General features: G+C 65.7%; 18 protein-coding genes. 5 read left to right on the top strand and 13 right to left on the bottom strand.

Annotated elements, in window-relative coordinates:
- Positions 1–14 precede the first annotated feature (14 nt).
- Entirely contained in the window at positions 15–959 is a 945-nt protein-coding gene (locus AC1DEL_RS00745; protein ID WP_441644899.1) for a LysR family transcriptional regulator, read from the top strand.
- A gap of 191 nt (positions 960–1,150) precedes the next feature.
- Here the strand turns inward: AC1DEL_RS00745 and AC1DEL_RS00750 are convergent, their stop codons facing one another.
- The gene (locus AC1DEL_RS00750; protein WP_477113126.1) at positions 1,151–1,795 is read right to left on the bottom strand and encodes a glutathione S-transferase; all 645 of its coding nucleotides are present in this window, start codon (positions 1,793–1,795) and stop codon (positions 1,151–1,153) included.
- Between the two features lie 118 nt (positions 1,796–1,913).
- On the opposite strand from AC1DEL_RS00750, the gene AC1DEL_RS00755 reads away from it, so the two are divergent.
- Entirely contained in the window at positions 1,914–2,480 is a 567-nt protein-coding gene (locus AC1DEL_RS00755) for a TetR/AcrR family transcriptional regulator (protein ID WP_477125107.1), read from the top strand.
- A 132-nt stretch (positions 2,481–2,612) separates the two neighbouring features.
- On the top strand, positions 2,613–2,957 hold the full coding sequence (locus AC1DEL_RS00760; RefSeq protein ID WP_477125106.1) for a hypothetical protein: 345 nt from the start codon (positions 2,613–2,615) through the stop codon (positions 2,955–2,957).
- 625 nt (positions 2,958–3,582) lie between these two features.
- Here AC1DEL_RS00760 and AC1DEL_RS00765 read toward each other — a convergent pair.
- Positions 3,583–4,242, bottom strand: a complete 660-nt coding sequence (locus tag AC1DEL_RS00765; RefSeq protein ID WP_092294045.1) for a carbonic anhydrase — start codon at positions 4,240–4,242, stop codon at positions 3,583–3,585.
- Between the two features lie 491 nt (positions 4,243–4,733).
- On the opposite strand from AC1DEL_RS00765, the gene AC1DEL_RS00770 reads away from it, so the two are divergent.
- Positions 4,734–8,609, top strand: a complete 3,876-nt coding sequence (locus AC1DEL_RS00770) for an autotransporter domain-containing protein (RefSeq protein WP_477125105.1) — start codon at positions 4,734–4,736, stop codon at positions 8,607–8,609.
- A gap of 189 nt (positions 8,610–8,798) precedes the next feature.
- Here the strand turns inward: AC1DEL_RS00770 and AC1DEL_RS00775 are convergent, their stop codons facing one another.
- The 11 genes from AC1DEL_RS00775 to AC1DEL_RS00825 all read right to left on the bottom strand — a co-directional run bounded on the left by AC1DEL_RS00775 (position 8,799) and on the right by AC1DEL_RS00825 (position 19,201).
- Positions 8,799–9,584 (bottom strand): ABC transporter permease, encoded by a 786-nt coding sequence (locus AC1DEL_RS00775; protein ID WP_441591230.1) that lies wholly within the window; start codon positions 9,582–9,584, stop codon positions 8,799–8,801.
- On the bottom strand, positions 9,574–10,332 hold the full coding sequence (locus AC1DEL_RS00780) for an ABC transporter ATP-binding protein (RefSeq protein ID WP_441644904.1): 759 nt from the start codon (positions 10,330–10,332) through the stop codon (positions 9,574–9,576). The genes AC1DEL_RS00775 and AC1DEL_RS00780 overlap by 11 nt, the downstream gene beginning before the upstream one ends.
- Positions 10,329–11,672 (bottom strand): acyl-CoA thioester hydrolase/BAAT C-terminal domain-containing protein, encoded by a 1,344-nt coding sequence (locus AC1DEL_RS00785; protein WP_477125104.1) that lies wholly within the window; start codon positions 11,670–11,672, stop codon positions 10,329–10,331. The genes AC1DEL_RS00780 and AC1DEL_RS00785 overlap by 4 nt, the downstream gene beginning before the upstream one ends.
- On the bottom strand, positions 11,669–12,760 hold the full coding sequence (locus AC1DEL_RS00790; RefSeq protein WP_255370788.1) for an ABC transporter substrate-binding protein: 1,092 nt from the start codon (positions 12,758–12,760) through the stop codon (positions 11,669–11,671). The genes AC1DEL_RS00785 and AC1DEL_RS00790 overlap by 4 nt, the downstream gene beginning before the upstream one ends.
- Before the next feature lie 30 nt (positions 12,761–12,790).
- Positions 12,791–14,317, bottom strand: coding sequence for a class I adenylate-forming enzyme family protein (locus AC1DEL_RS00795; protein ID WP_092294033.1), 1,527 nt, complete (start codon positions 14,315–14,317; stop codon positions 12,791–12,793).
- Positions 14,318–14,323: 6 nt separating this feature from the next.
- Positions 14,324–14,746 (bottom strand): PaaI family thioesterase, encoded by a 423-nt coding sequence (locus AC1DEL_RS00800; RefSeq protein WP_092294031.1) that lies wholly within the window; start codon positions 14,744–14,746, stop codon positions 14,324–14,326.
- Between the two features lie 56 nt (positions 14,747–14,802).
- On the bottom strand, positions 14,803–15,810 hold the full coding sequence (locus AC1DEL_RS00805) for a zinc-binding dehydrogenase (protein ID WP_177219907.1): 1,008 nt from the start codon (positions 15,808–15,810) through the stop codon (positions 14,803–14,805).
- A 72-nt stretch (positions 15,811–15,882) separates the two neighbouring features.
- Complete coding sequence (locus AC1DEL_RS00810) at positions 15,883–16,908, bottom strand: ABC transporter substrate-binding protein (RefSeq protein ID WP_092294027.1); 1,026 nt, start codon at positions 16,906–16,908, stop codon at positions 15,883–15,885.
- 9 nt (positions 16,909–16,917) lie between these two features.
- A complete protein-coding gene (locus tag AC1DEL_RS00815; RefSeq protein ID WP_255370787.1) occupies positions 16,918–17,727 on the bottom strand; it encodes an ABC transporter permease in 810 nt (269 codons plus the stop codon).
- An 11-nt stretch (positions 17,728–17,738) separates the two neighbouring features.
- Positions 17,739–18,479 carry an ABC transporter ATP-binding protein gene (locus AC1DEL_RS00820; RefSeq protein WP_092294023.1) on the bottom strand — a complete coding sequence of 247 codons (741 nt, stop codon included), beginning with the start codon at positions 18,477–18,479 and terminating at the stop codon, positions 17,739–17,741.
- On the bottom strand, positions 18,476–19,201 hold the full coding sequence (locus tag AC1DEL_RS00825; protein WP_092294021.1) for a GntR family transcriptional regulator: 726 nt from the start codon (positions 19,199–19,201) through the stop codon (positions 18,476–18,478). The genes AC1DEL_RS00820 and AC1DEL_RS00825 overlap by 4 nt, the downstream gene beginning before the upstream one ends.
- Positions 19,202–19,525: 324 nt before the next feature.
- Between AC1DEL_RS00825 and AC1DEL_RS00830 the strand changes: the two genes are divergently transcribed.
- A complete protein-coding gene (locus AC1DEL_RS00830; RefSeq protein WP_477105182.1) occupies positions 19,526–21,763 on the top strand; it encodes a rhodanese-like domain-containing protein in 2,238 nt (745 codons plus the stop codon).
- Positions 21,764–21,780 lie beyond the last annotated feature (17 nt).

Below are 21,780 nucleotides of genomic sequence, written 5' to 3' on the forward strand. Positions count from 1 at the left end.
ATGAGGAAATGCTCATGCAGTCACCGCAAGACGCCGTAGCGTGGGCCCGGCGGTTGCGCATGCGCCATCTGGAGTCGTTCCTGGTACTGATCGAGGCGGGGACGCTGACGCTGGCCGCCGACCGGCTCCACATGACCCAGTCGGCCGTCTCGCACTGGCTCAGCGAGATGGAGGAACTGGTCGGCGCCCGGCTCGTGCTACGGGGCAAGCAGATGCGGCTGACGCCAGCGGGCGAAGCCGTGCGCAAGCTGGCGCTGCGCGTGCTCGGCGAAGTCAGCCGGACGAATGACGAACTCGTTTCGCTCGAACGAGGCGAGGTGTCGCGGCTGCACATTGGGAGTGTGACGGCGGGGATCGCCCATCTGCTGCCGCGTGCCATCCTCGCGTTCCAGAAAGACGAAGGCAACGTGGCCTTCCAGGTGTCGGAGGGTGTCTTTAACAGGCTGCTGAGCCAGCTCGAAGAGCGCGAATTCGACCTGATCGTGGGCTCGATCGATGCACGCGCCTATGGGCCGACGCTTGAGCACGAAGTGCTGTTCGAAGACGATATTGCGATCGTGGTCGGACCCGACCATCCGCTCTCGGACGCCACCCAGATCGACTGGACGGACCTGTACGCCTATCCATGGGCCATGCCGCCGCGCGATACGCTGATGCGCGTGCGGCTGGAAAACACGCTGCTGGAGCGGGGCGGTGCGGGAATCGTGCCGGCATTGGAGACAGGATCGGTCATGGTTCTCGAATCCATTCTCCATGCCAGCGATTATCTGGGCGTCTGCTCGGGCGCCATGGCCCGGCACCTCGTGGCCCGCTCGCTGGTACGCCGCCTGCCCCTGACCGACGTGGGCTCGTTCGGCCCAGTCGGCGTGGTGTGGCGACGTGGCGGCCAGGATGAAACGCTGGTGAAATTCGTCTCGATCCTGCGGCGCGAAGCGAAGAGGACGATGCGGGGGGAGTAGGAAAGCGTGTGGACGATCAGCCCGTCTGCCGAATCGGGGCGGCAGTCAGCGCATCGGCGAATTCATGGTTCACGTCCCGGTGACCAATTTCAATACACCTTTAAGAGCGACGACACAACGGCGCCGGGTGGACCCCCGCAGCCGGGCGCGCCGAAGTAACGCCGGCGCGACTTAACCGGAGGGAGACGCGGTCAGGCCGGATGGCTGACCGATGGTCGCGCATCCATCCTGGCCCGCCATGCCATCAGATGAACGCATTCGGCCGGCACCGGAATCTCGGCAAAGCCCGCGAACAGAAGCCCCGCCCACACAGTGATATCGGCCATCGAGAACGCGTCACCCGCCACATACGCTTGCTTGGACAGCACCGCGTTGAAGTAGCGCATACCGGCCTCGGCCTTCTCGCGCTGGCGATTGCCCCATTCCACCCGTCCGGTCCAGTCCGGACTCTTGTAGGGCTGCAACCCGGCGCCTAGCCCGGGCGTCGCGTGATGGAAATAGATGCCTACCGCATCGATCAGTTCAGACTCAGCGCGCTTCTGCATCATATGGATGACGCCCTTCTCCTTTGGCGTGCGGCCGGTCAGCACCGGCTTGCCATCGAGATTGTCGAGGTATTCCGTGATGGCCGTGCATTCTGAAATGTACGTGCCATCGTCCAACTGCAGCACCGGAACGGTGCCTGTCGGATTGATGGCCAGGAAGGCTGGCTGCTTGTGCTCGGCGGCGGGAAGATCGATCTTCACGAAAGTCACGCGGTCGGCCAGCGATTTTTCAGCGAGAACGATGCGGATGCGCAGCGGATTAGGAAAGCCTGGGATGTCGAAGATTTTCATTTTGTGCCTGTAGTGCGCGTTCTTGGGTGGCTTACCTATTGATAAGTAGGCAGATCCTAAAGGCTCATTCGCACCACGTCAAGCTTACTTAGCGCTAAGTCATTTAGTACAATGCGGCATGGCTTCGACAAACACCAAACAACGCATCTTAGAAATAGCCCGAGGACTGGTCCAAGCGCAGGGCTATAACGCGCTCAGTTTCCGCGACATTGCGGCTCGGCTGGGCATAAAAGGACCCGCCGTCCATCACCATTACCCCACCAAGGGAGATCTCGGCGCAGCCTTGGCGCGCGAGTACACGGATTCAGGCGCGGAGATGCTGGAACAGTTGCTCAAGACATCCGAGGATCCGACGGTACTGCTCGACGCTTATGTGGCGATCTTTCGGGCCGCGCTGCTGAACGGCAACCGTATGTGCCTCTGTGGAATCATGGCAGCGGAACAGGAAGCCCTGCCTGAGGCCGTGCGCTCGGAAGTGGGCCGTTTTACCGATGTCAATATCGCGTGGCTCATGCGAGTGGTGGAAATGGACGATCCACTTGCGGGCGTGCAGAAGCGCCGCCAACGCGCATTGGCGATGTTTGCCGCCATCGAAGGCGCGCAACTGGTGGCGCGTGGGCGCCGGGACATCGGCCTGTTCGATAACGCGGTTATGGGCTGTCGCCAGGCCGGCCTCATTCCCTAGTCGCCTGAACCGCCCGCCGGCGCGGGTTAGGCTTGACCATCCACGGTCGGAGGCGAACACGATGAAGGCGCGCGACTTGGCATGGTGGTTGCAGGAATCGCTAATTTCGATGCGCAGGACACGGAGGATGAAATGTCCACGATCACGGCGAGCTTTTCTAATCAATCTTCAGCAGCCAGTGCCTGTCAGGCTTTGCGAGACACTTATCCCGGCCTCGCCGTTAGCGTCCAGCTTTCACAGAAATCGGTGGGCGAGGAGGGCGAGCAGGGAGTTTTACCCGCACTTCGCAGCCTGATTGTGGAAATCGTAGGCGCTCAGAGCCCGGAGGCCCACGAGGACTCAGTTGGCGATTGCGCGAGATTGATCGTCACCGGCGTGGACCTGTTGCAGTTGGAAGGCGTGGAGGCCCTGCTTTGGAAGCATCACCCAACCGTGATCAATGAATCGACCGAGAGAGCAGGCCATGACGGTAAGTAGAGTGGTCCTTCGTGCGGCTGTGCCTATCTTCGCCCCGGCACTGGCGTTTCTAGTGGGAATGGCTTGGGCAGCTTGGCAACGGCGGAGGCACACACACGCTGGATGGTGAACGAAGAACGAGCGTGCCGCGACCTATGGGCCGCCGGCAATATCTACAATTCTCCCCTCCATCGCTGCGCAATTTTCGATTGGCGTTGACGGTTTGGGAAATAGCCTCCTGGCCAAGTCGCGCGGCATCACCGTCAACGCCGACTGACGGCACACGCCGGCGGACGCTCACGCGTCTCGCCGGTGTGAACCGAATGTCGAGGACATCCTGGAGTTTCGTGTCGAATGGCTAACACTCGGCCGCCACCGTACACGCCTGCGCTACGAACGGGGAAAGCTATCTGATCCGGGTCGGTACGACGTTCGCGAGAGATAAAGAGGCGGCATTTCATCTTGAACCCGCACTAGCGATCCTCCTGGGGCTTCCGCAGGAAAGGGTGGGAGTGGAGGTTACCGTGGTAGATCAGTCAGAAGTCGACACGCATTTCGGCGGGTACGAGCGGATGCCCTGCGCGCTCTTCACTTCAGGTCCCAATTATTCCTGGCACCTTCCTACTGGCGCGAAGGGAGGGCGCAGTCATACGCTTCTGTGGTGATGGGAAGTCACCGCAACTGTCGTCGGCGACTCGGCCAACGGCACGAAGCGTCGGGTCGTGCCGTCCAGTGCGTCGATGCTACCTGCCTCGATGTCGTACACCCAGCCGTGCAGATTCAGTCGTCCTTGCTCGAGGGCTAGTGCCACAGAGGGATGCGTGCGCAGATTCGCAAGTTGCGCGATCACGTTTTCGCGCACGAGCCCGTCGAGCTTGGCGCGGGGCGTGTCGAAATGGTGCACCGCGTTGATGGCTTTGGCGGCATCCGCATGGCGCAGCCAGCTCGCAACCGCCGGGAGATGGTCAAGACACGTGCACCGCGAAATGGCGCCCATCGCGCCGCAGTCGGAGTGGCCGCATATCACGATGTCTTTTACGCCCAGCACCGCGACCGCATACTCGACGGTGGCCGAGACCCCGCCGGGTTCTGGACCGTACGAAGGCACGATGTTGCCGGCATTGCGAATCACGAACAATTCGCCCGGTTCACGTTGCGTAAGGAGTTCAGGCACGACGCGGCTGTCCGAGCAGGTGACGAACAGCGCCTTTGGATGTTGCGTCGTCGCGAGTTGCTTGAAGAGCTCAACGCGTTGCGGATAGACCTCTCGCTGAAAACGCAGGAAGCCGTCGATGATGTCACGCATTTGCGTTCTCCACGTCGAAATAAGAGATGCAGGCACACGCCGTTCCATTCGTCGCGCCGCGGTCGTTATTATGAACTGGGATTGGGGACTAGCCGAAGGGCGACGGACCGGGGACTCGAAAGAAGTGTCGCGGCCAGCCTCGCTGTCCGCCTGGCGATCCACGCGGGAGGCACCTTTGCGCATCTAGCCGTGAATGCGCATCGGGCGTGCGGGACGCATGAACGTTAACCTCGAAGCGCGGCTTAAAACATATGGGCTGTTGTTTTGAGGCATATCTGCGGTACTCAGGCGTATCTTTCTATTCGCAGAATTGCGAAAATCCCGCCCCGAGGGGGCCATCTCGTGCACCGTTTCGGCTTTTTGCCGATGCCACTGATGTTCGCACGGGCGCCCGCCTGCACATTAAAACAATGAAAGCGCACGCATAGGCGGCAAGCCGCTGGTCGCCGCGCAGGGAAAAGGGTCGCCGGCCTGGCCGGCCGCAAATCCGCATGACAAGACATTCGAGCCTCACCGCCGGTGAACAGCCGTGCCTGCGCGCCATTGCCGGCGCTGTTGCCATCCTCATGATGTCCCTTTCCGGGTCGCCGGCGCAGGCCGCTGGCGGCAATGGTGGCGCCGGGGGCTACAGCTTTAACCTGCCGGGCGGGTTGGGCGGCGTCGCTTCGGGCCAGGCTGGCCAGAGTGGGCTGACCGTGCCCGATGGCGACGGCACCGGCGGCGGGGGCGGCGCGCGCAACGCGGCCGGTGGGGCGGGCGGCATCAACGCGTCCCAGGCGATGCCGCGGGGGCTGGCGGGCGCAGCGGGTACCGCGCCGGGCCAGGGTGGTGGCGACGGTGGCAACGGTAACTTCGACAATGCCTCGTACGCAGGTGGCGGCGGCGGTGGCGGCGGGGGTGGCGCGGATGGCATGGTGATGGGTGCCGTGCCGACCACCATCTCCACCGGCGTGTTCGGCGGCAGTGGTGGCAAGGGTGGCAACGGTGGCGATGACGGCTATTTGCCGGTAGCGTATCAGGGGGGCGGCGGCGGTGGTGGCGAAGGTGGGTACGGCCTGATCCACGCGGGCGGTACCGAGATCGTGGTGAAGGCGGGCGGCGGGGTGTCCGGCGGCCGGGGCGGCAATGGCGGGAACGGCGGCGGGTCGAAGCCGATCGCGGGCCTCCAAGGCGCGGGCAACGGCGGCGACGGCAGTGTCGGCATGTTGCTGACCAGCGCGGCCACGGTACATATCGAAGCAAATGCCGTGGTGGCGGGTGGCAATGGCGGGACCGGGGGCAACGGCGGCGACGGCGTCTACGATTTCTACGGCAGCGTGGGCGGCAAGGGCGGCATGGGCGGCAGCGGCATGGAACTGGCCAGCGGCTCCACGCTGCTGAACGAGGGCACGATCAGGGGGGGCGCGGGGGGCGCGGGTGGCCAGGGTGGCATGAACTTCGATGGTTCGCCGGCCGCGAACGGCACTACGGGTGCGTCCGGCGTGGGCGTGCGCGGCAGCAACCTGACCATCGTCAACAAGGGGACCATCGTAGCAAGCGGCCCCGGCGCGGCGGCGGTCCAGTTCACGGGCGGCACGAACCGTTTCGAGTTCTGGACCAACAGCTTCGTGGGGAGCATCGAGGCCTACGGCACTGACGACACGTTGGCGCTGGCTGGCGACACGGGCGCTGCCACGCTGACCGGCGGCATCGGCAACGCCGGCCTTTATCGTGGCTTCGAGCATTTCGAGAAAATCGGCGCGTCGGTCTGGACCCTCGCCGGTAGCAACACGGATATCACGAGCTGGCAAATCCTGGGCGGCACGCTGGCGATTTCGTCCGACGCCCACCTTGGGGCGGCAGCTGGCACGCTCGGGCTGAACGGCGGCACGCTGCGCACCACCGCAGCCATGACCACCGGGCGCGCCACCACGCTCGGTGCCGGCGGCGGCACCTTCGAGGTCACGAATGGCACGCTGACGCACAACGGTGTCATCGACGGCCCCGGCGGCCTGACCAAGACCGGCAACGCCACGCTGGAACTGAACGCCGTGAACGCCTATGCCGGCGGCACGCAGGTCAGCGCCGGCACGCTGATCGCCAACGTCAACGGCGCGCTGGGCAGTGGTGCAGTCAGTGTCGCTGGCGGCGCAACGCTGCGCCTGAACGGCGGCTTCGACCTGGGCGGCCGGCAGGTGGTCAATCGATCCGGCTACATCAACCTGTACGGCGCCGGCACGCTTGGCGATGCCCAGGTGACGAACCTCGGCGGGTTCACGTACCTGCTCGGCAGCAGCACGGCGGCCAATGCCACGATCGTCAACAACGGGGGCGTGATGTCCTTCCAGGAGGGCAGCACCGGCGGAAACAGCCAGGTCACCACCCGCAGTGGCAGCTATACCGAGTTCTGGGGCTGGAGTACCGCCGGCAACGCCTCGCTGGTGGCGGATGCGGGCGGCTGGGTCGATTTCTCGGGCACATCCGGTCCGGCCTTCGACCACCGGATCACCGCCGGCGCCATCGCGGGGGCGGGGCGCTTCCAGCTCGGCCAGAACGTCTTGACCGTGGGCAGCAACAACACCTCCACGACCGTGAGCGGCACGATCGAGGATGGCGGGGCCGGTGGCGGCACCGGCGGCGGTCTGATCAAGATCGGCACCGGCACGCTGACGCTGAGCGGCACGAATACCTATACCGGTGCGACGCAGGTCAGCGCCGGCACGCTGGCAGTGAGCGGTAGCGTGACCGGTGCGGTCATGGTGAATAACGGCGCCACGCTGAGCGGCGCCGGCAGTGTGGGCAGTACCGTGATTGCATCGGGCGGCACGCTGGCACCGGGCAATTCCATCGGCACGCTGACCGTCATCGGCGACCTGACGCTGGCCGCCGGTTCGACCTATCGCGTGGAAGCCGACCCGGCCTCGCCGGCCAGCGACCGCGTGGCGGTGAGCGGTACGGCCACACTCGGCGGTGCGGTGGTCCATGTCGGCCCCGACGGCAACTTCGCGTCCACGCGCCGCTACAGCATCCTGACGGCCGGGACGGTGCAGGGCCGCTTTGCGTCGGTAAGTTCGAACTACGCGTTCCTTGACCCGACGCTGACATATGGCCCCAACGAGGTCACCCTGGCACTCGCGCGCAAGGACGTGACGGACCCTGTATCGCCCGTCTCGCCGGTCGATCCGGGCACGGGTGGCGGCGCAGGTGGCGGGATTGGCGGAGCCGCCCCGCGCCCGATGCGCTTTGCCGACGCCGCGGTCACCGGCAACCAGCGTGCCGTGGCCAACGCACTGGAGACCCTGTCGGACAGCAACCCGGTGCACGAAGCCGTGGTGACGTTGCCCGAGGGCGCGCCGCCGGCCGTCTTCGACAGTCTCTCCGGGGAGGCCCACGCCAGCGTGGCCACGGGTCTGATGACCCTGGCCGGTGGCGCACGGGCGCTGCCGCTGGCGCATTTGAACGACAGCCTGTCCGCCGGCATGCTGCCCGGCGCGCCCATCGCCCAGCTAGGCGGCCCCCTGCCGGCCGCAGCGCTGCCCATTTCCGCCGCCCAGCCGCTGTGGGTGGAGGTGCTTGGCAACTGGCAGAATTTCCATGGGAGTGCCGATGCGGCGCGCGCGCGCCAGCAGACTGGCGGCTTCTATCTGGGCGGCGACGGGGCGGTGGGGCAAGACTGGCGCATCGGCGGGGCGTTCGGCTACGCCAACAGCACGCTGCGCGTGAGCGAACGGTCCTCGCGCGCCATCACCGATTCCTTCAGCGCCACGCTATATGGCGGCCGCGCCTTCGCGCTCGGCGGCGGCAAGCTCAAATGGCTGTTCGGCACCGCCTATAGCTGGCACGACGCCGACACCGACCGGCAGGCCAGCCTCGGGGGCAGCACGGTCCAGTCCCTGACGGCCAGCTATCACGCCAGCACGGCGCAGGTCTTCACGGAAGCCGGCTTCGCCATGCCGCTATCGGCGGCAACCCAGCTCGAGCCGTATGCCGGCGTGGCCTGGAGCGACACACGCACGCGCAGCTTCGCGGAGACGGGCGGCTCGACGGCCCTGCACAGCCCGGGCGACAGCAACACGCTGACCACCACCACGCTCGGCCTGCGCACCAGCGCGCGCGTCCAGTTTGGCGGTACCGACGCGGCGTTCTACGTCGGGGCGGGCTGGCGCCACGCGTTCGGCGACGTACGCCCGGCCACAACGCTGGCGTTCGACGGCAGCCAGCCGTTCACGGTGACGGGCGCCCCGATCGCCCAGAACGCGGCCCTGGCCGAACTGCGCGCCGATTTCGCCATCTCGCCCATGGCCACGCTCGGCCTGCGCTATACCGGGCAGTTTGGCGGCGGCAACCAGGACCATACCGGGACGGTGGGATTGCGGTGGAGGTTTTAAACATCGTGCTTCGGTGGATCACCAGCTGATTGCCTAAAATCCCTTAGAGCACCGATTGTATTTCCCTTGCGCGGCGCATTGCACTCTGGCGCAGGTGTCGGCTGGAGTGAGACAACGATCCGTCGACCGGTTGAATCCACGGCCGATCTCGGACGCACGCGGTCTGTTGGTCTAGATTTCTCGCCGCTGCTATCGGCCCCGTACCGTCGGATGCCAGAAGACGACGCGCCGGTGGACGGCCCGAACCCCCTCCACGCCAATGAGCCCTGTCAGCGCAAGCAGCAATACGCCCGCGAACATCGTGGCCGAGTTCATGCTGACCGACGATGACGCAATCAGGAAACCCAGCCCTCGCTGCGCGGAGAGGAATTCGCCCACCACGGCGCCGATCAATGCCAGCGATACGCCGATCTGCAAGCCGGAGAAGATGTCGCCCAGCGTTGCCGGCAGCTTTACGTGCCAGAGCAGGAAACCGCGCGAAGCGCTGAAGGCGCGGCACGCTTCGAGCAGTTCGGGATCGGTGCGCCGGATGCCGTTGACCGTGTTGACGAACAGCGGAAAGAAGCAGACCAGGGCCACCAGCACAATCTTCGATGCTGCGCCAAAACCGAACCAGACCAGCAGGATGGGTCCCAGCGCTACCTTCGGGGTGGCTTGCAGGCCCACCAGCAGAGGGTAGACAAAGCGTTCGAAAGTCTCGGATTCCGCCAGCAACGCGCCGAGTACCACGGCCAGCACGCTGCCCACCGCAAAGCCGGCCACCGTATTGAGCAGCGTGGCGCCGATATGCGGCCACAGTGTGCCCGTGAAAAAGCCATCTGCGAGCGAACGAAACACCGCCTCTGGCGGTGGCAGCAGGTAGTCGGGAATCCGAAGCCATCGTACGGCCTGATCCCAGGCGAGCAGCAGCAGGCCGATGCTGATGGCGGGATAGACCAGTGCGGGCAGCCGCCGGGCCACGGTGTCAGTGGGCATTGAAATGTCTCCGCAGATGCTGGGTGAGCGTGGTGAACTCCGGATTGTCGAACGTGTCGAGACTGCGCGGGCGCGCCAGCGGATTTGGCAGTGACTCCACGATGCGGCCAGGGCGGGGCGACATGACCAGGATTCGGTCGGCCAGGAACACGGCCTCGGGAATGCTGTGGGTGATGAATAACACCGACTTGCGCTGGACGCTCCAGATGTCCTGCAGCGCGAAGGTCAGGGTCTCCCGGGACAGCGCGTCCAGCGCGGCAAAAGGCTCGTCCATCAATAGCAGTGCGGGGTCAGGTAGCAACATGCGCGCGATGCCGACGCGTTGCTGCATGCCGCCCGACAGCTCGAACGGATAGTTTTCGGAGAAGGCGGTCAGGCCGACAAGGTCGAGCAGTTGATCCGCACGGGCCTTTGCGCGGGCAGGGTCCAGTCCCTGCGTGCGTGCTGACAGCAGCACGTTTTCGCGTACGCTCTTCCAGGGCAGAAGGCTCGGCTTCTGAAACACCACGCCGGTGCTGCGGCTGGGCCCCTCGACGGGCCGCCCATTCAGTGCGATGTGTCCGCGCGTCGGTGAAAGCAGGCCGGCGGCAAGGCGCAGCAGCGTGGATTTTCCGCATCCCGAGGGGCCGAGCAAGGCGACGAACTCGCCTTCACCGATCTCCACATCGACGTCGGCCAGGGCCTCGGTCTGGCCGGAACGCGTCGGATAGGTCAGACCCACGCCGCATATCGAGAGTGCGGCGCTCATGACGCGGGCGCTCCCACAGCATGACCGCTTGCCGACCGCTGCTCGGCATCGGCGAGGAAATTGACCACCCGTGCCCAAGAGATGGCGCTCGCCCTGGCGTTAGCCATCGCGGTGCCACCGCCATCGAGCAGCAGGCCGGCCACCGGGTGCGGCTTTGCGATCAGCGTTGCGGGCAACTGCGGTAGCCCGATTGCGTGTCCGGCGCCTTCGCCGCGCACGTGCTCTACGGGCGCCCCGTTCTTGCGCTGGCCCAGTACATCGGCCACCTGCTCACTGTAGAGCGTGGATGGCCAGAAACCGTCATCGGTGCCCGATATCAGCAGAACGGGTCCCAGGATGTTTTCCACGGGGATGCGGGCGCGTGCCATGGCCCCGGCGTTGCGCAGCGGTGTATGGAAAGCGGCTGCCTGACGTACCGGTTGGCCGGGTGCGGGCGGATGATCGAACGCGTGCCAGTCGGCGTCGGGGTTGTCGCGCCAGACATTGGGCAGCGGCGCGCCGCGCCATGTCCACGCGGTGGCATCGCGTGGCTTGTCAGGATGGCCCGCGCGCAGCGTGCCATGCACCACAGCGCTGGGTACGTACGCGACGACGGCCGAGACCAGCGCAGGGAAGCAGGACGCCAGCAGCAGCGCGAGTTCACCGCCGCGCGACACGCCTGAAATCGCAACGAATCCGTGCCGGGGCGCCAGGCGATCGTGCATCCAGCGTAGCGCGGTTTCGAAGTATTCGAGCGGTGTGTCGTCGATATGATCTGGCCTGCCCGGTGCCTTGAAATAGCCGAGCGCCAGCGCCGCGTAGCCGTGCGAGGCGTACAGCGCGGCGCGTTGTTCGTGCATCCCGCCGCCCGAACCGGCAAGCACCAGTACCGCCGGATGCGGGCCGGGGCTCGCCGGGGTGTAGAGCGTGCCACTAAGCCCCGCTTCGCGTACCGGCCGATGCGTGACGCCGGGCGCCAGGAACCGCAAGGTGTATTGCGCGCGCGCCTGTGCGCCATATTGGCCCGTGGCTGTCAGCGCGATCTCTAGCGGTGCGGTGCCTTCGCTCCATGCCGGGCGCGTGGGGGCGCGCAGCCGCCGCATCGCCCAGACCGGCGCGGTGGCGTCGGCAACGATCCAGTCGCCGCTGACTGGAGCCGTGGCGCTGACCGAGACCGTGCCGTCGGCATCGGCAGTCAGCACGGCCTGGCTTTCCCACTGGCTGCCGTCAGGATGGTTCAAGGTGGCGGCCAGGGCCACGCATTCGTCGCCGTTGAAACCTCGCAGCGTGATCTCGCGCGGCACATCCACCAGCGCGTCAGCCGGCGCGATATCGATTCGCGCGTGCAGATGCCGGGTCATTGGGCTGCCTTTGCGCGACGTACCAGCGCGGCGCGATCGAAGTCGCTGAACGCCTGGACAAACTCGTTCGAGAAGATCTTCTGTACCGGCACGTCGGCGCTGGGATATTCGCCGGCCTTGGCCATGGCATCGATGCCGCGCTGGATGGCCGGCAGATCGTACTGGCCCGGCACGCGAAGCGTACCCGACGGCGTGTAAAGCACGCGCTTCAGCCGGCGTGTCAGCAGTTCGGACGCCTCGGCGAGCTGCCTGGCTTCGTCGCCGGCCGGTCTGGTCTCCGGATGCTGCTGCCAGAACGCTTTGACGCAGAATGCGGGATTCGCCTCGCAAACGATCTGGGCCTGGGTGTAGGCGCGGCCGAAGCGGCGCACCAGGTCGGGCTGGTCGCGCAGGGTATCGACGTGCGCGATGAAGCCGTTCCCGGCCGTCTCCTGGAACACCGCCGGATACGCGATGCGCCGGATCCTGGTGCCGGAGAACTCGAGCATGTCGTCCCAGCTGCTGTTGAAGTTCAGCGCATCAACGCGATGGGTGCGCAGCGCCTGGAACCCCGCTCCGAGCGCGCCCACTGCCACGTACTCGACGTTCTTGCCCGGCTCCAGGCCTGCGATGCGCAGCGCCGCGCGGCCGCCCGGAATCGTGCCCCATGTCAGCGCGCCCACGCCGATCTGCTTGCCCTTGAGGTCGGCCAGGGTGCGGATCGGCGAATCGGCCAGCACGGCAAACTCCATCGTATTGCCTGGGACCCCGTTATAGAAATAGCGCAGTGGCAGCGGGTCCTTGCCCGAGAAATAGCTCGCGATGACCGGTTCCGATGTTGGATAGCCGAACGTCACGCGCTTGCCCGCCACCTGGGGCAGCAGGGCGCCAGCACCCTGGAAGACGATCGTCTTGACGCTAAGGTTGGCCTCCTTGAACAGGCCCAGCGCTTCGGCGGCGGCATACGGCGCACCGTCGTGGACAGCCGGGGGAATGGCCAGCGCCACCGTGACTTCATCGAGCGCCTGGGCCGAGGTGGCGAAGAGAGCGGTGGTGCCGAGCGCGGCGAGGATGGCGCCGGCGCGCGCCGGCTTGCAGAACAACATCATGGACTCCTGCGGATTGCAATCGGGGGGGTGTTATGGAACCAGTAGGCGCACGGCTTCGTCGGCCAGTGCGCGCCGGTCGATCTTCTGCGTGGCGGCCAGCGGCAGCGCATCGACATACCAGATCTGCCGCGGGTGCTGATAGGCGGCCAGCTGTGTCAGCGACCATTGGCGCAGCGCGTGCTCGGTGGGCGGCGCGATGCCTGGACGCAGCACCACGAATGCCACCGGCTTGGTGCCCTTGATCTCATCGGGAACCGGGACTACGCTGGCCTGCTGCACAGCTTCGTGCCTCTCCAGCGCCTTCTCGATCTCGCCTGGGTAAAGGTTCTCGCCGCCGCTGACGAACATGTCGTCGCGCCGGCCCACGAAGGTGTAGAAGCCATCGGCATCGCGGCGGAACACGTCGCCGGTGATGTAATAGCCGTCATCGGTGAAGGGCCGCAATTCCGCACGCTGGTGGTAGCCAAGCATCAGTCCGGGGCTACGCAACTCCAGCACGCCTTCATCGGCCGCCTGACCCCGCTCGTCGATGAGCCGCATCGCCACGGCGGGATGCGGATAGCCGACTGATTGCGCTGGCGTAGGCAGCCCATCGGGATGTGGGCCGAAGACCACGGGGCCGCCCTCGGTGGTGCCATAGGCGTTGATGACGCGCGCATTGGGCAGCAACTGATGAATCTGTGCCTTCAGCGCGGGACTGACCGGCGCAGATCCCATGCGTACTGCCCGCACGCTGCTCAGATCGGTGCGGGCCAGCAATTCATGCTCGCGCAGCATCATCGCGATCATCGGCGGCACAGCGGTCAGCCAGGTGCATTGGTGGCGTCCGATCGCATCGATATAGGCAGCGGCCTGGAACTGGTCCAGCAGCACCAATGGCGCGTGGCAGGCCAACGCCAGCAGGATCAGCGCCAGCGCATTCATGTGGTACAGCGGCGCGGCAATCAGCACGCGCTCGTTGGTCAGCGGTGTGCTGGCCTGGCGTGCCCGCACCACCCAGAGGTGGCTGGCGTGGCTCAGGCGCACACCCTTGGGCCGCCCCGTGGAGCCGGAGGTATAGAGCAGCAGCGCCAGGTCTTCATCGGCGGGCGCGTACGGCGTGAAAGGCGATGTATCGCCGCTCGGCGCACTCAGGGCCGCGTATTCGGATGAGCCGAACGCGATGACGGGCGCGCCGGCGGGCACCTGCGCGTGTTTCGCCTTGTCGCACAGCACAAGCTTTGCGCCACTGTCGTCGACGATATAGTCGACCAGTGCCTGTGGCAGCTTGAAATTCACCGGCACCGCGATCAATCCGGCGCGCATGATGCCGAGTAGTGACACGACGTAGTCGACTGAGTTCACGCCAAGCAGCGCGACGCGGTCGCCCTGCACCAGGCCCCGCCGGAGCAGGCCGCGCGCAATGGCGTCCGCGGCGGCATCGATGGCGCCGTACGTATGTTGGGTTGCCTCCCCGTTCGCGCCGACGCCGACGATGGCCAGCGTGGCGGGATCGGCGTCGCGGGCAATCACGCTCCCGAGATTGCGGCCCTGTGCCGCGTGCGCTTCAGCTGCCATGATGCGTCAAGCCTGCGCAGGCGTGGCGTAAACGCCCCGGCCGCTGGCCACCAGACGGCCTTCGGCGTCGTAGACATTGGCCTCGGCTGCGCTCACCAGGCGCCCGGTCTTGATGACCGTGCCCACGACCTTCAGATCGCCGCGCGCCGGGCGATGGTAGTCCACGCGCAGGTCCACCGTCGGCACCCCCTTGCCGGTGTGCGAAACCAGCGCCCAGTCAGCGCCAAGGTCGACCAGCGCGGCCAGGATGCCGCCATGAATGTAGCCGCCGTCAGGGTTGACGATCCATTCGTCGCGGAACTTCGCGGTCAACGTGATCTCGCCTTCGGAGACGGATTCGACCTGCAGGCCGAGCCATTGGTGATAAGGGCCGCGGAGCAATCGTGCCTGTACCTCTGCGGCGGAGGGGAGGGTGGTGGTCTGTGTCATGTTCTCGTATCGATGTCGGTGGGGAGGCGTGTGCGAAAGCGGCTTGCGTCGATGCCTTAAGGCGTCACCACGACCTTGCCCAGCACGGCGCGGTCGCGGATCAGTGCCAGCCCTTTGGCGGCCTGGTCCAGCGGGAGCACGCTGTCGATCACCGGATCGAGCTTGCCGTCGGCAACCAGTGCCAGCAGGGCCTTGAGGTTGTCGTCGTAGAAGCTGTTCGACCCCTTGATGTTCAGCTCGAAGCTCCAGACGTAGCGCAGGTCTTCCTTCGGGTCATGGCCGGCTGTGGCCCCGCAGACGAGCAGCGTGCCGCCGCGCTTGAGGCTCTTGATCGAGGGCAGCCACGTATCGCCTCCGGTGAAATTGACGATGACATCGACACCGCCATCGAAGGTACGCCGCTGCGGCTTGCCGTAGCGCTCGATGACCCACTTGCCGAAATCGACCTCGCGATAGTTGATGATGTGGTCAGCGCCCAGTGCCTTGAGTCGCGCACCCTTGTCGTCGGATCCCGCCGCAGCGATGACTTCAGCGCCCAGCATCTTTGCCAGCAGTACCGTGGCCGTTCCCACGCCTCCGCTGGCGCCTAGTACCAGCACCTTGTCGCCGGCCTTGACGGTCTGGTGGGTAACAAGCATCCGATGTGCCGTGCCGTAGGCCACCGGCAGTGCGGCGGCCTGCGCGAACGTGACGTTGTCGGGAAGGGCGATCAACTGACGTGCATCCACGCGCGCGAACTGTGCCATGCCGCCATCGGTCATCTCGCCCATCAGGCCCACGCCAGGCTTGAGCGGGTTCACCAGTACGCGGTCGCCGACTTTCCACCCGGTCACGCCGGCGCCCAGTTCGGTGATCGTGCCGGCAAGATCCAGGCCGATCACCACAGGAAATGGCACCTTGATGCCGGGCATGCCGTGGACGGTGAAGACGTCGTGATAGTTGAAGGACGACGCCCCTACGCTGATCACGACGTGGCCTTCGTCGGCCTTGGGTACGGATTTGTCGGCGACGACGCGCAGCCGTTCTTCGACGGTGCCGTGTGCGTCGAGCACCAGCGCTTGCATGGATTGAGTCACGATGGATTCCTTTGGGGGATGGGAAGGCGGAATGGAAAAGGTGGAATCAGTCAGGCGGGCTTACTTGAGCGCCTTGGCCTGCGCATAGGGCTTGAGGGCAAACAGATCGTCCTTCAGTTCGCCCTTGACGAGGCCGGATTCGACGAACACGGCGTGCTGGCGGCGCAGCGTGGCGATGTCCGCGGGCTCGAAGGTCACGCGGTTCATATCGTTCCAGTGGCTGACATAGACCTTGGCATCGTCCGCCGGAAGGTTGGCCTTCCTCTGCAGGATCTGAACGACTTCGTCGCGATTTGCGTTGCCCCAGGCCAGCGTGTCGCGCAAGGCAGCAATCACGCGTGCCACCACTTCCGGATGGTTGTCGACCAGATCGGCGCGCGCAGCGCCCACGCCGATGTAGGGCACGGCATCGGACTGTGTCAGCGTCTTCCATTCGGTGGCGAACGTGCCCAGCTTGCGTACCGGCAGTTCGTCGCCGAGTTGCTCCACGGTGACCGAGCGCAGCGCCGCCGCATCCACCTGCTTCTGGACCAGGAACTGCGCAAGGCGCGATTCGTTGCCACCGACCAGCGCGAAGTCGCCGCTCCTGATCTGATAGTTCCCGGCGAGCACGGCCCCGGCAATCACCGCGACCGAGGAGCCGGCGGGCGACATGCCCACCTTCTTTCCCTTTAGCTCACGGATCGACTGAATCGGTGAATCCTTTGGCACGACGAACTGCACATCGGCTGGCTGCGTCGCGGCAAAGATGCGGATGGGCACGCCCGATGCGGCGGTACCGAACACCCCGGCTACGGGTGCGCCGAACGCAAGGTCGATCGATCCGGAAGCCAGCGCCCGCAGCGGCGCGTTGACGTCGGGAAAGTGAACGAACTCGGCGCGCACGCCACGCTTGGCCAGGAAATCCTTGGTTTCGAGAACCGACCCATAGCCGAGGCTGACGCCGCTGGTCCAATAGCCGATCTTGACGGTGTGCGCCGGCTCGGCGGCACTGGCCGTCGCAGGGGTGATCGCGGCGTAGGAGAGCGCGATGAATGCGGAATAGGCGGAGAACGCGGCGGCGGCCGCTGACAGTAGTTTGCGCACGATGAAGTCTCAGGCTTGGAAGGAAACGGAGGGGATAGACGATTGCCGCGCCGCTGCCTTCCAGCGGAACAACCAGCGTTCCGCGGGCTTCAGCAAGCCGCCTTCGAGCAGCAGCATCAGGCCGACGAGCAGGACGGTCCACGCGAATACCTGGTCCGTCTGCACGAGGTCGGCGGCTTGCCGCAGCCGATAGCCGATGCCGCTGGACGACCCGATCGTCTCGGCCACAAGCGATACGCGCCAGCCGAACCCGAACGCCAGTCGCGCGCCGGCGAAGAAATGCGGCAGGATTGTCGGCACGTAGATCTTGCGCAGCACCTGGAGCCGAGACATGCGGAAGCTGCGTGCCAGGTCGACATAGTGGAGATCGACGGTCTTGGTGCCTTCCCAGACATTGGTCAGGATCAGTGGCATGGCGGTCATGAACACGACAAAAACCGTCGTAGCATCGGAAATGCCGAACCAGATGATGGCGAAGATGGCCCAGATGGCCGACGACACGGTGTTGAAGACCGTCAGTACCGGTTCAAAGAAGCGGGCCAGGACGCGGCTTGCGCCCAGCGTCAGTCCCAGGCCGCTGCCAACGAAGGTGGCCAGCACGAAACCGGACAGTACGCGTCGGCACGTGGCGGCCACGTCGGCGGCGAAGGTGTCGCTGTGCCACAGCGAAATCAGGGCCAAGCCGACTTTCTCCGGGCCGGGCAGCACGAACGACGGCACGCGCGTAGCGCCCCACCACCACAGCCCCAGCAGCAGGGCCACCAGTAGCAGGCGTTGCAGCACCAGCGTGGCGAGATGACGGGAAGCGGCCGCTGTCACGATGCCTTTCCTCATGCAGCGGCGCGCAGTACGCGCACCTGTTCTGCCACGACCGGCTCGGTGGGGACACGTGGCCGGAGCAGTTCTTCCAGGTTGACCACGTCGGCTACGCGGCCGGGCCGCGCTGCAAGCCGGATCACGCGATCGGCCAGCACCACGGCTTCTTCCATATCGTGCGTGACGAAGACGACGGTCATGCGGTTGCACGCCTGGATGCGCAGCAGTTCCTCATGCATTTGGCTGCGGGTCTGAGGATCGAGCTTGGAGAACGGCTCATCCATCAGCAGGACTTCGGGCTGCACGGCCAGGCTGCGGGCCAGCGCTACGCGGCTGCGCATGCCACCCGACAGCTCGTGCGGCCAGGCATCGCCCCGGGCGTGCAGGCCGACGAGTTCGAGCATCTCGTCTGCCCGACGGCGACGGCCGGCCCGCGACAGGCTGCTGGCTTCGAGGCCGAACGCGACGTTGTCGCGCACGCTGCGCCACGGCAGCAGCCGATCTTCCTGGAACATGTAGCCGATACGGCGCCAGTCAGAAACCTGCGTCGCGGGCACGCCGTCCACCGCGAGCTGGCCGGCGTCTGGGGTCAAAAGCCCAGACAGGATGTTCAGCAGCGTGCTCTTGCCACAGCCAGACGGACCCACCAGTGCAAGTACCTCCCCGCGGCGCACGGCCACGTCGATACGGTCCAGAATCGTGATGGCGCCAAAGCGCTTAACGATCCCCAGCGCAGACAGAATGGGCGGATTCATGCGAAATTTCCCACAACACGCAGGGGGAGGGATGTGCCGGCCTGCGACAAGCTGGCGTAGACCTTTTCCATGGTCTGAGTGCGGAATGCCTCGATGTGACGGCGCGCAATCGTTTCGGCGGCCTTCTCGTCGTGATCCTCGAACGCCTTGATCAGCGAACTGTGGTCATGGCGGATCTCCGGACGCACGCGCTGGACATTGAAGCCGAGCGCGACGAGCCGCGACATCTCGTCCATCAGCGACGACAGCGTGCGCGTCAGCCGCTCGTTGCCAGTAGCCTGGACGATGGCAAGGTGGAATTGCTTGTTGGCGTCCATGAACTTGTCGATGCGGCGTGGTGCCGGAATCGCGTACTCATCGCGGCAAGCCGCCTCGAGCCCGTGCAGCAGCCCCGTATCGACGCGGCCGATGGCGAGCCGGGCCGCCATCGGTTCCAGCTGTACACGTAGGGCGAAGACTTCCTCCACATCCTTGAGCGTGATGGGCGCCACCTGGTAGCCGCGACGTGGCCGGGCAAAGATCAGGCGGTCGTGGGCTAGCCGCGTGAGCGCAATGCGACAACTGTTCTTGCCGAAGCCGTAGCTCGTCATCAGCTCGCCTTCGGTGACCAGCGTGCCTGGCACCAGCTTGCAGGACAGGATGTCGCGGCGCAGTGCCGCGTAGGCGGCCAGGCCCAGGCTGGCGTCCTGCGTCTCCTCTGCAATTCCAGCCTGCACGCTCATTGTTCGTTGCTCCTTGGCGGTCGTCTGGCGGCATTCATGTCCGCCTTGCAATACATGGGCGTAGCTTAGGGCCGGGCTGTGGGGAAGCAAACGAACAGATTTACAGAAGCATATGAAGGGGCCGCTATGACTGGGCAGTTCAGGCTTGTGGGATGCTCAGGCTGACATCGTGGCACGGGCCACATGGGTCTTCTGGCCGATGCTCATCACGCCGCGGCCTATTGCCAATCACGCATAACCTTGTGCGTGTTTGTTCGTTCCTTGCGCACGCGGCAGGCCCTAGAGTCGGTAGCTTGTCCCCATCCGACCCTTTGGCCCTTCGACATGACCGCATCTCAGACATCTTTCCCTGCTGCAGCAGGAACCGACATCGCCAGCCGCCGTCACCGGGCCGTAGCCGGATTCATCGCCGAAGCGCGCCGCCTGCTCGGAAGCACTGCTGTGACCGACAAGGCTGGGCTCGAACCGGTTGCGCGGGCGTTGGAGGCACTCGGCCAGGAACGCGAACTGTTTCCAGGTGAGCATTTTCCGGTGTCCGCCAGCAACCCGGCACAGGTCTACCGCCTGGCCGAGGATATCGACGGCAGGTTCGCGCTGTATGTGTCAGCCGGGCTGCCAGGCAAGGCGCAACCGCCGCACGATCACACCACATGGGCGATCATTGCCGGCATCAGTGGCCGCGAACGGAACAACTTCTACGCGCGTGAGGGGACCGATGACCCGGCGCGCGACACACTGCACGAGATCGACGAATTCGATGTCGTGGTTGGCACCTCCGTGACGTTGCTGCCGGACGACGTACACACAATCGAACTGATCGGTGAGGAGAAAGGGCTGCATTTGCACTTCTACGGGCTGGCGCTGGATCGTCTGGCAGGCCGCGTGGTGTTCGAAAGCAAGGCCGGCGGCACGTACCGCCACTTTGGCCCGCCGCGCCGGCTGGCCGCGCCCGTGATCGGGGCCGCAGCGCTGAAGGAGGCGCTGGCCGATGGGCAGGAGATCGCGCTGCTCGATGTTCGCGAGACTGGCGTCCATACGAAGGGCCATCCGCTGCTGGCGGCGTCCGCACCATTGTGGCGCCTGGAACTGCTGATCGATCGCCTGGTGCCAAGACGCGACACGCGCATCGTACTGCTCGACGGCGGCGGCAATGCCGACGCGCTCGCACACCAGGCGGCCGCAAAGCTGGTACGCCTGGGCTGGGGCAATGTGTCCGTGCTCGAAGGTGGCGTCGCCGCCTGGGCTGCGACCGGGAATGAGCTGTTCACGGGCAGCAACGTTCCCAGCAAGGCGTTCGGCGAGGTCATCGAGCACGAGAAGCATACGCCCTGGATCGACGTCGACGAGCTGCACAGCCGTATCGAAGAAGGCGACGACATCGTCGTGGTCGACAGCCGCACCACCGAGGAGTTTGCCGATTTCAGCCTCCCGTTCGCGCATAGCCTGCCTGGTGCGGAGCTGGTCTACCGAATTGGCGAACTTGCGCCGAACCCCGACACGCTTGTGGTGGTCAATTGCGCGGGCCGCACGCGCAGCATTGTGGGCGCGCAAACGCTGATCGATGCGGGCATTCCCAACCCGGTGGCGTCGCTCAAGGACGGTACGATGGCCTGGTTGCTGTCTGGCCGGATGCTGGCGAAGGGGCGCGTGACGCCGCTGCCGGAGCCATCCGCCACAACGCTCGATGGCGCCCGTGCTCGCGCCGAGCATGTGGCCGCGCGCGCGGGTGTACAGAGGATCGACGCCGCCGGCCTGGAACGACTGGAGGCAGTGTCGCAGACGCGTACGCTGTACCGATTCGATGTGCGAACGCGCAGCGAGTATGAGGGGGGCCATCTGCCCGGCTGGCGCTGGGCCCCAGGCGGGCAACTGGTGCAGGCGACCGACGAGTACCTGGCCACGCGCCGTGCGCGCATTGTTCTGGCGGACTTCGACGGCGTGCGCGCGCTGACGACGGCCGCGTGGCTGGCGCAGCTAGGCGGCTACGAGGTCTTCGTCTACGCTCCTCAGGCCCATGCGGGTCTCGTGACCGGCCCGGAGCCGGTGCGCGTGCTGATATCGCAACCGCCTGCCGCGCCGGTGTCGGCGCAGCAGGCGTCGCAACGGCTGGCGTCCGGCAGGGCAAGGTTGTTCGATGTGGAGCGACGATCCGCTTACGAGAAGCGCCATGCAGAGGGCGCGTATTTCGCTGTGCCAGACCGGCTGGAAGCGCTGATTGCCGACATTCCGGCAGATCACGTCATCCTGATCACTTCGTCGGATGGCGTGCTCGCGCGCGCGGTAGCCGCGGAACTGGTGGCGCGTACTGGCCGTGATACCCGCTACCTAAGCGGCGGTACGCAGGCGTGGGTGGCTGCAGGGCTACCCGTGGGAACGGGTGGCGAGCGGGTGCTGACCGGCGACGACGACTACTGGTTCAGCCCGTATCAGCATTCCGATGTCGCGCAACGGAATGCCGGCTTCCAGGCGTATCTCGACTGGGAGGTCAATCTCGTGGAACAACTGGGGCGCGAGGGCGACATCGGCATCCGCCTGATCGCGGCGGCCGAGACGGCGAGTTGAATCGAACTGCCACGCCA

The sequence above is a fragment of the Cupriavidus sp. 10L43_2 genome (assembly GCF_056395265.1).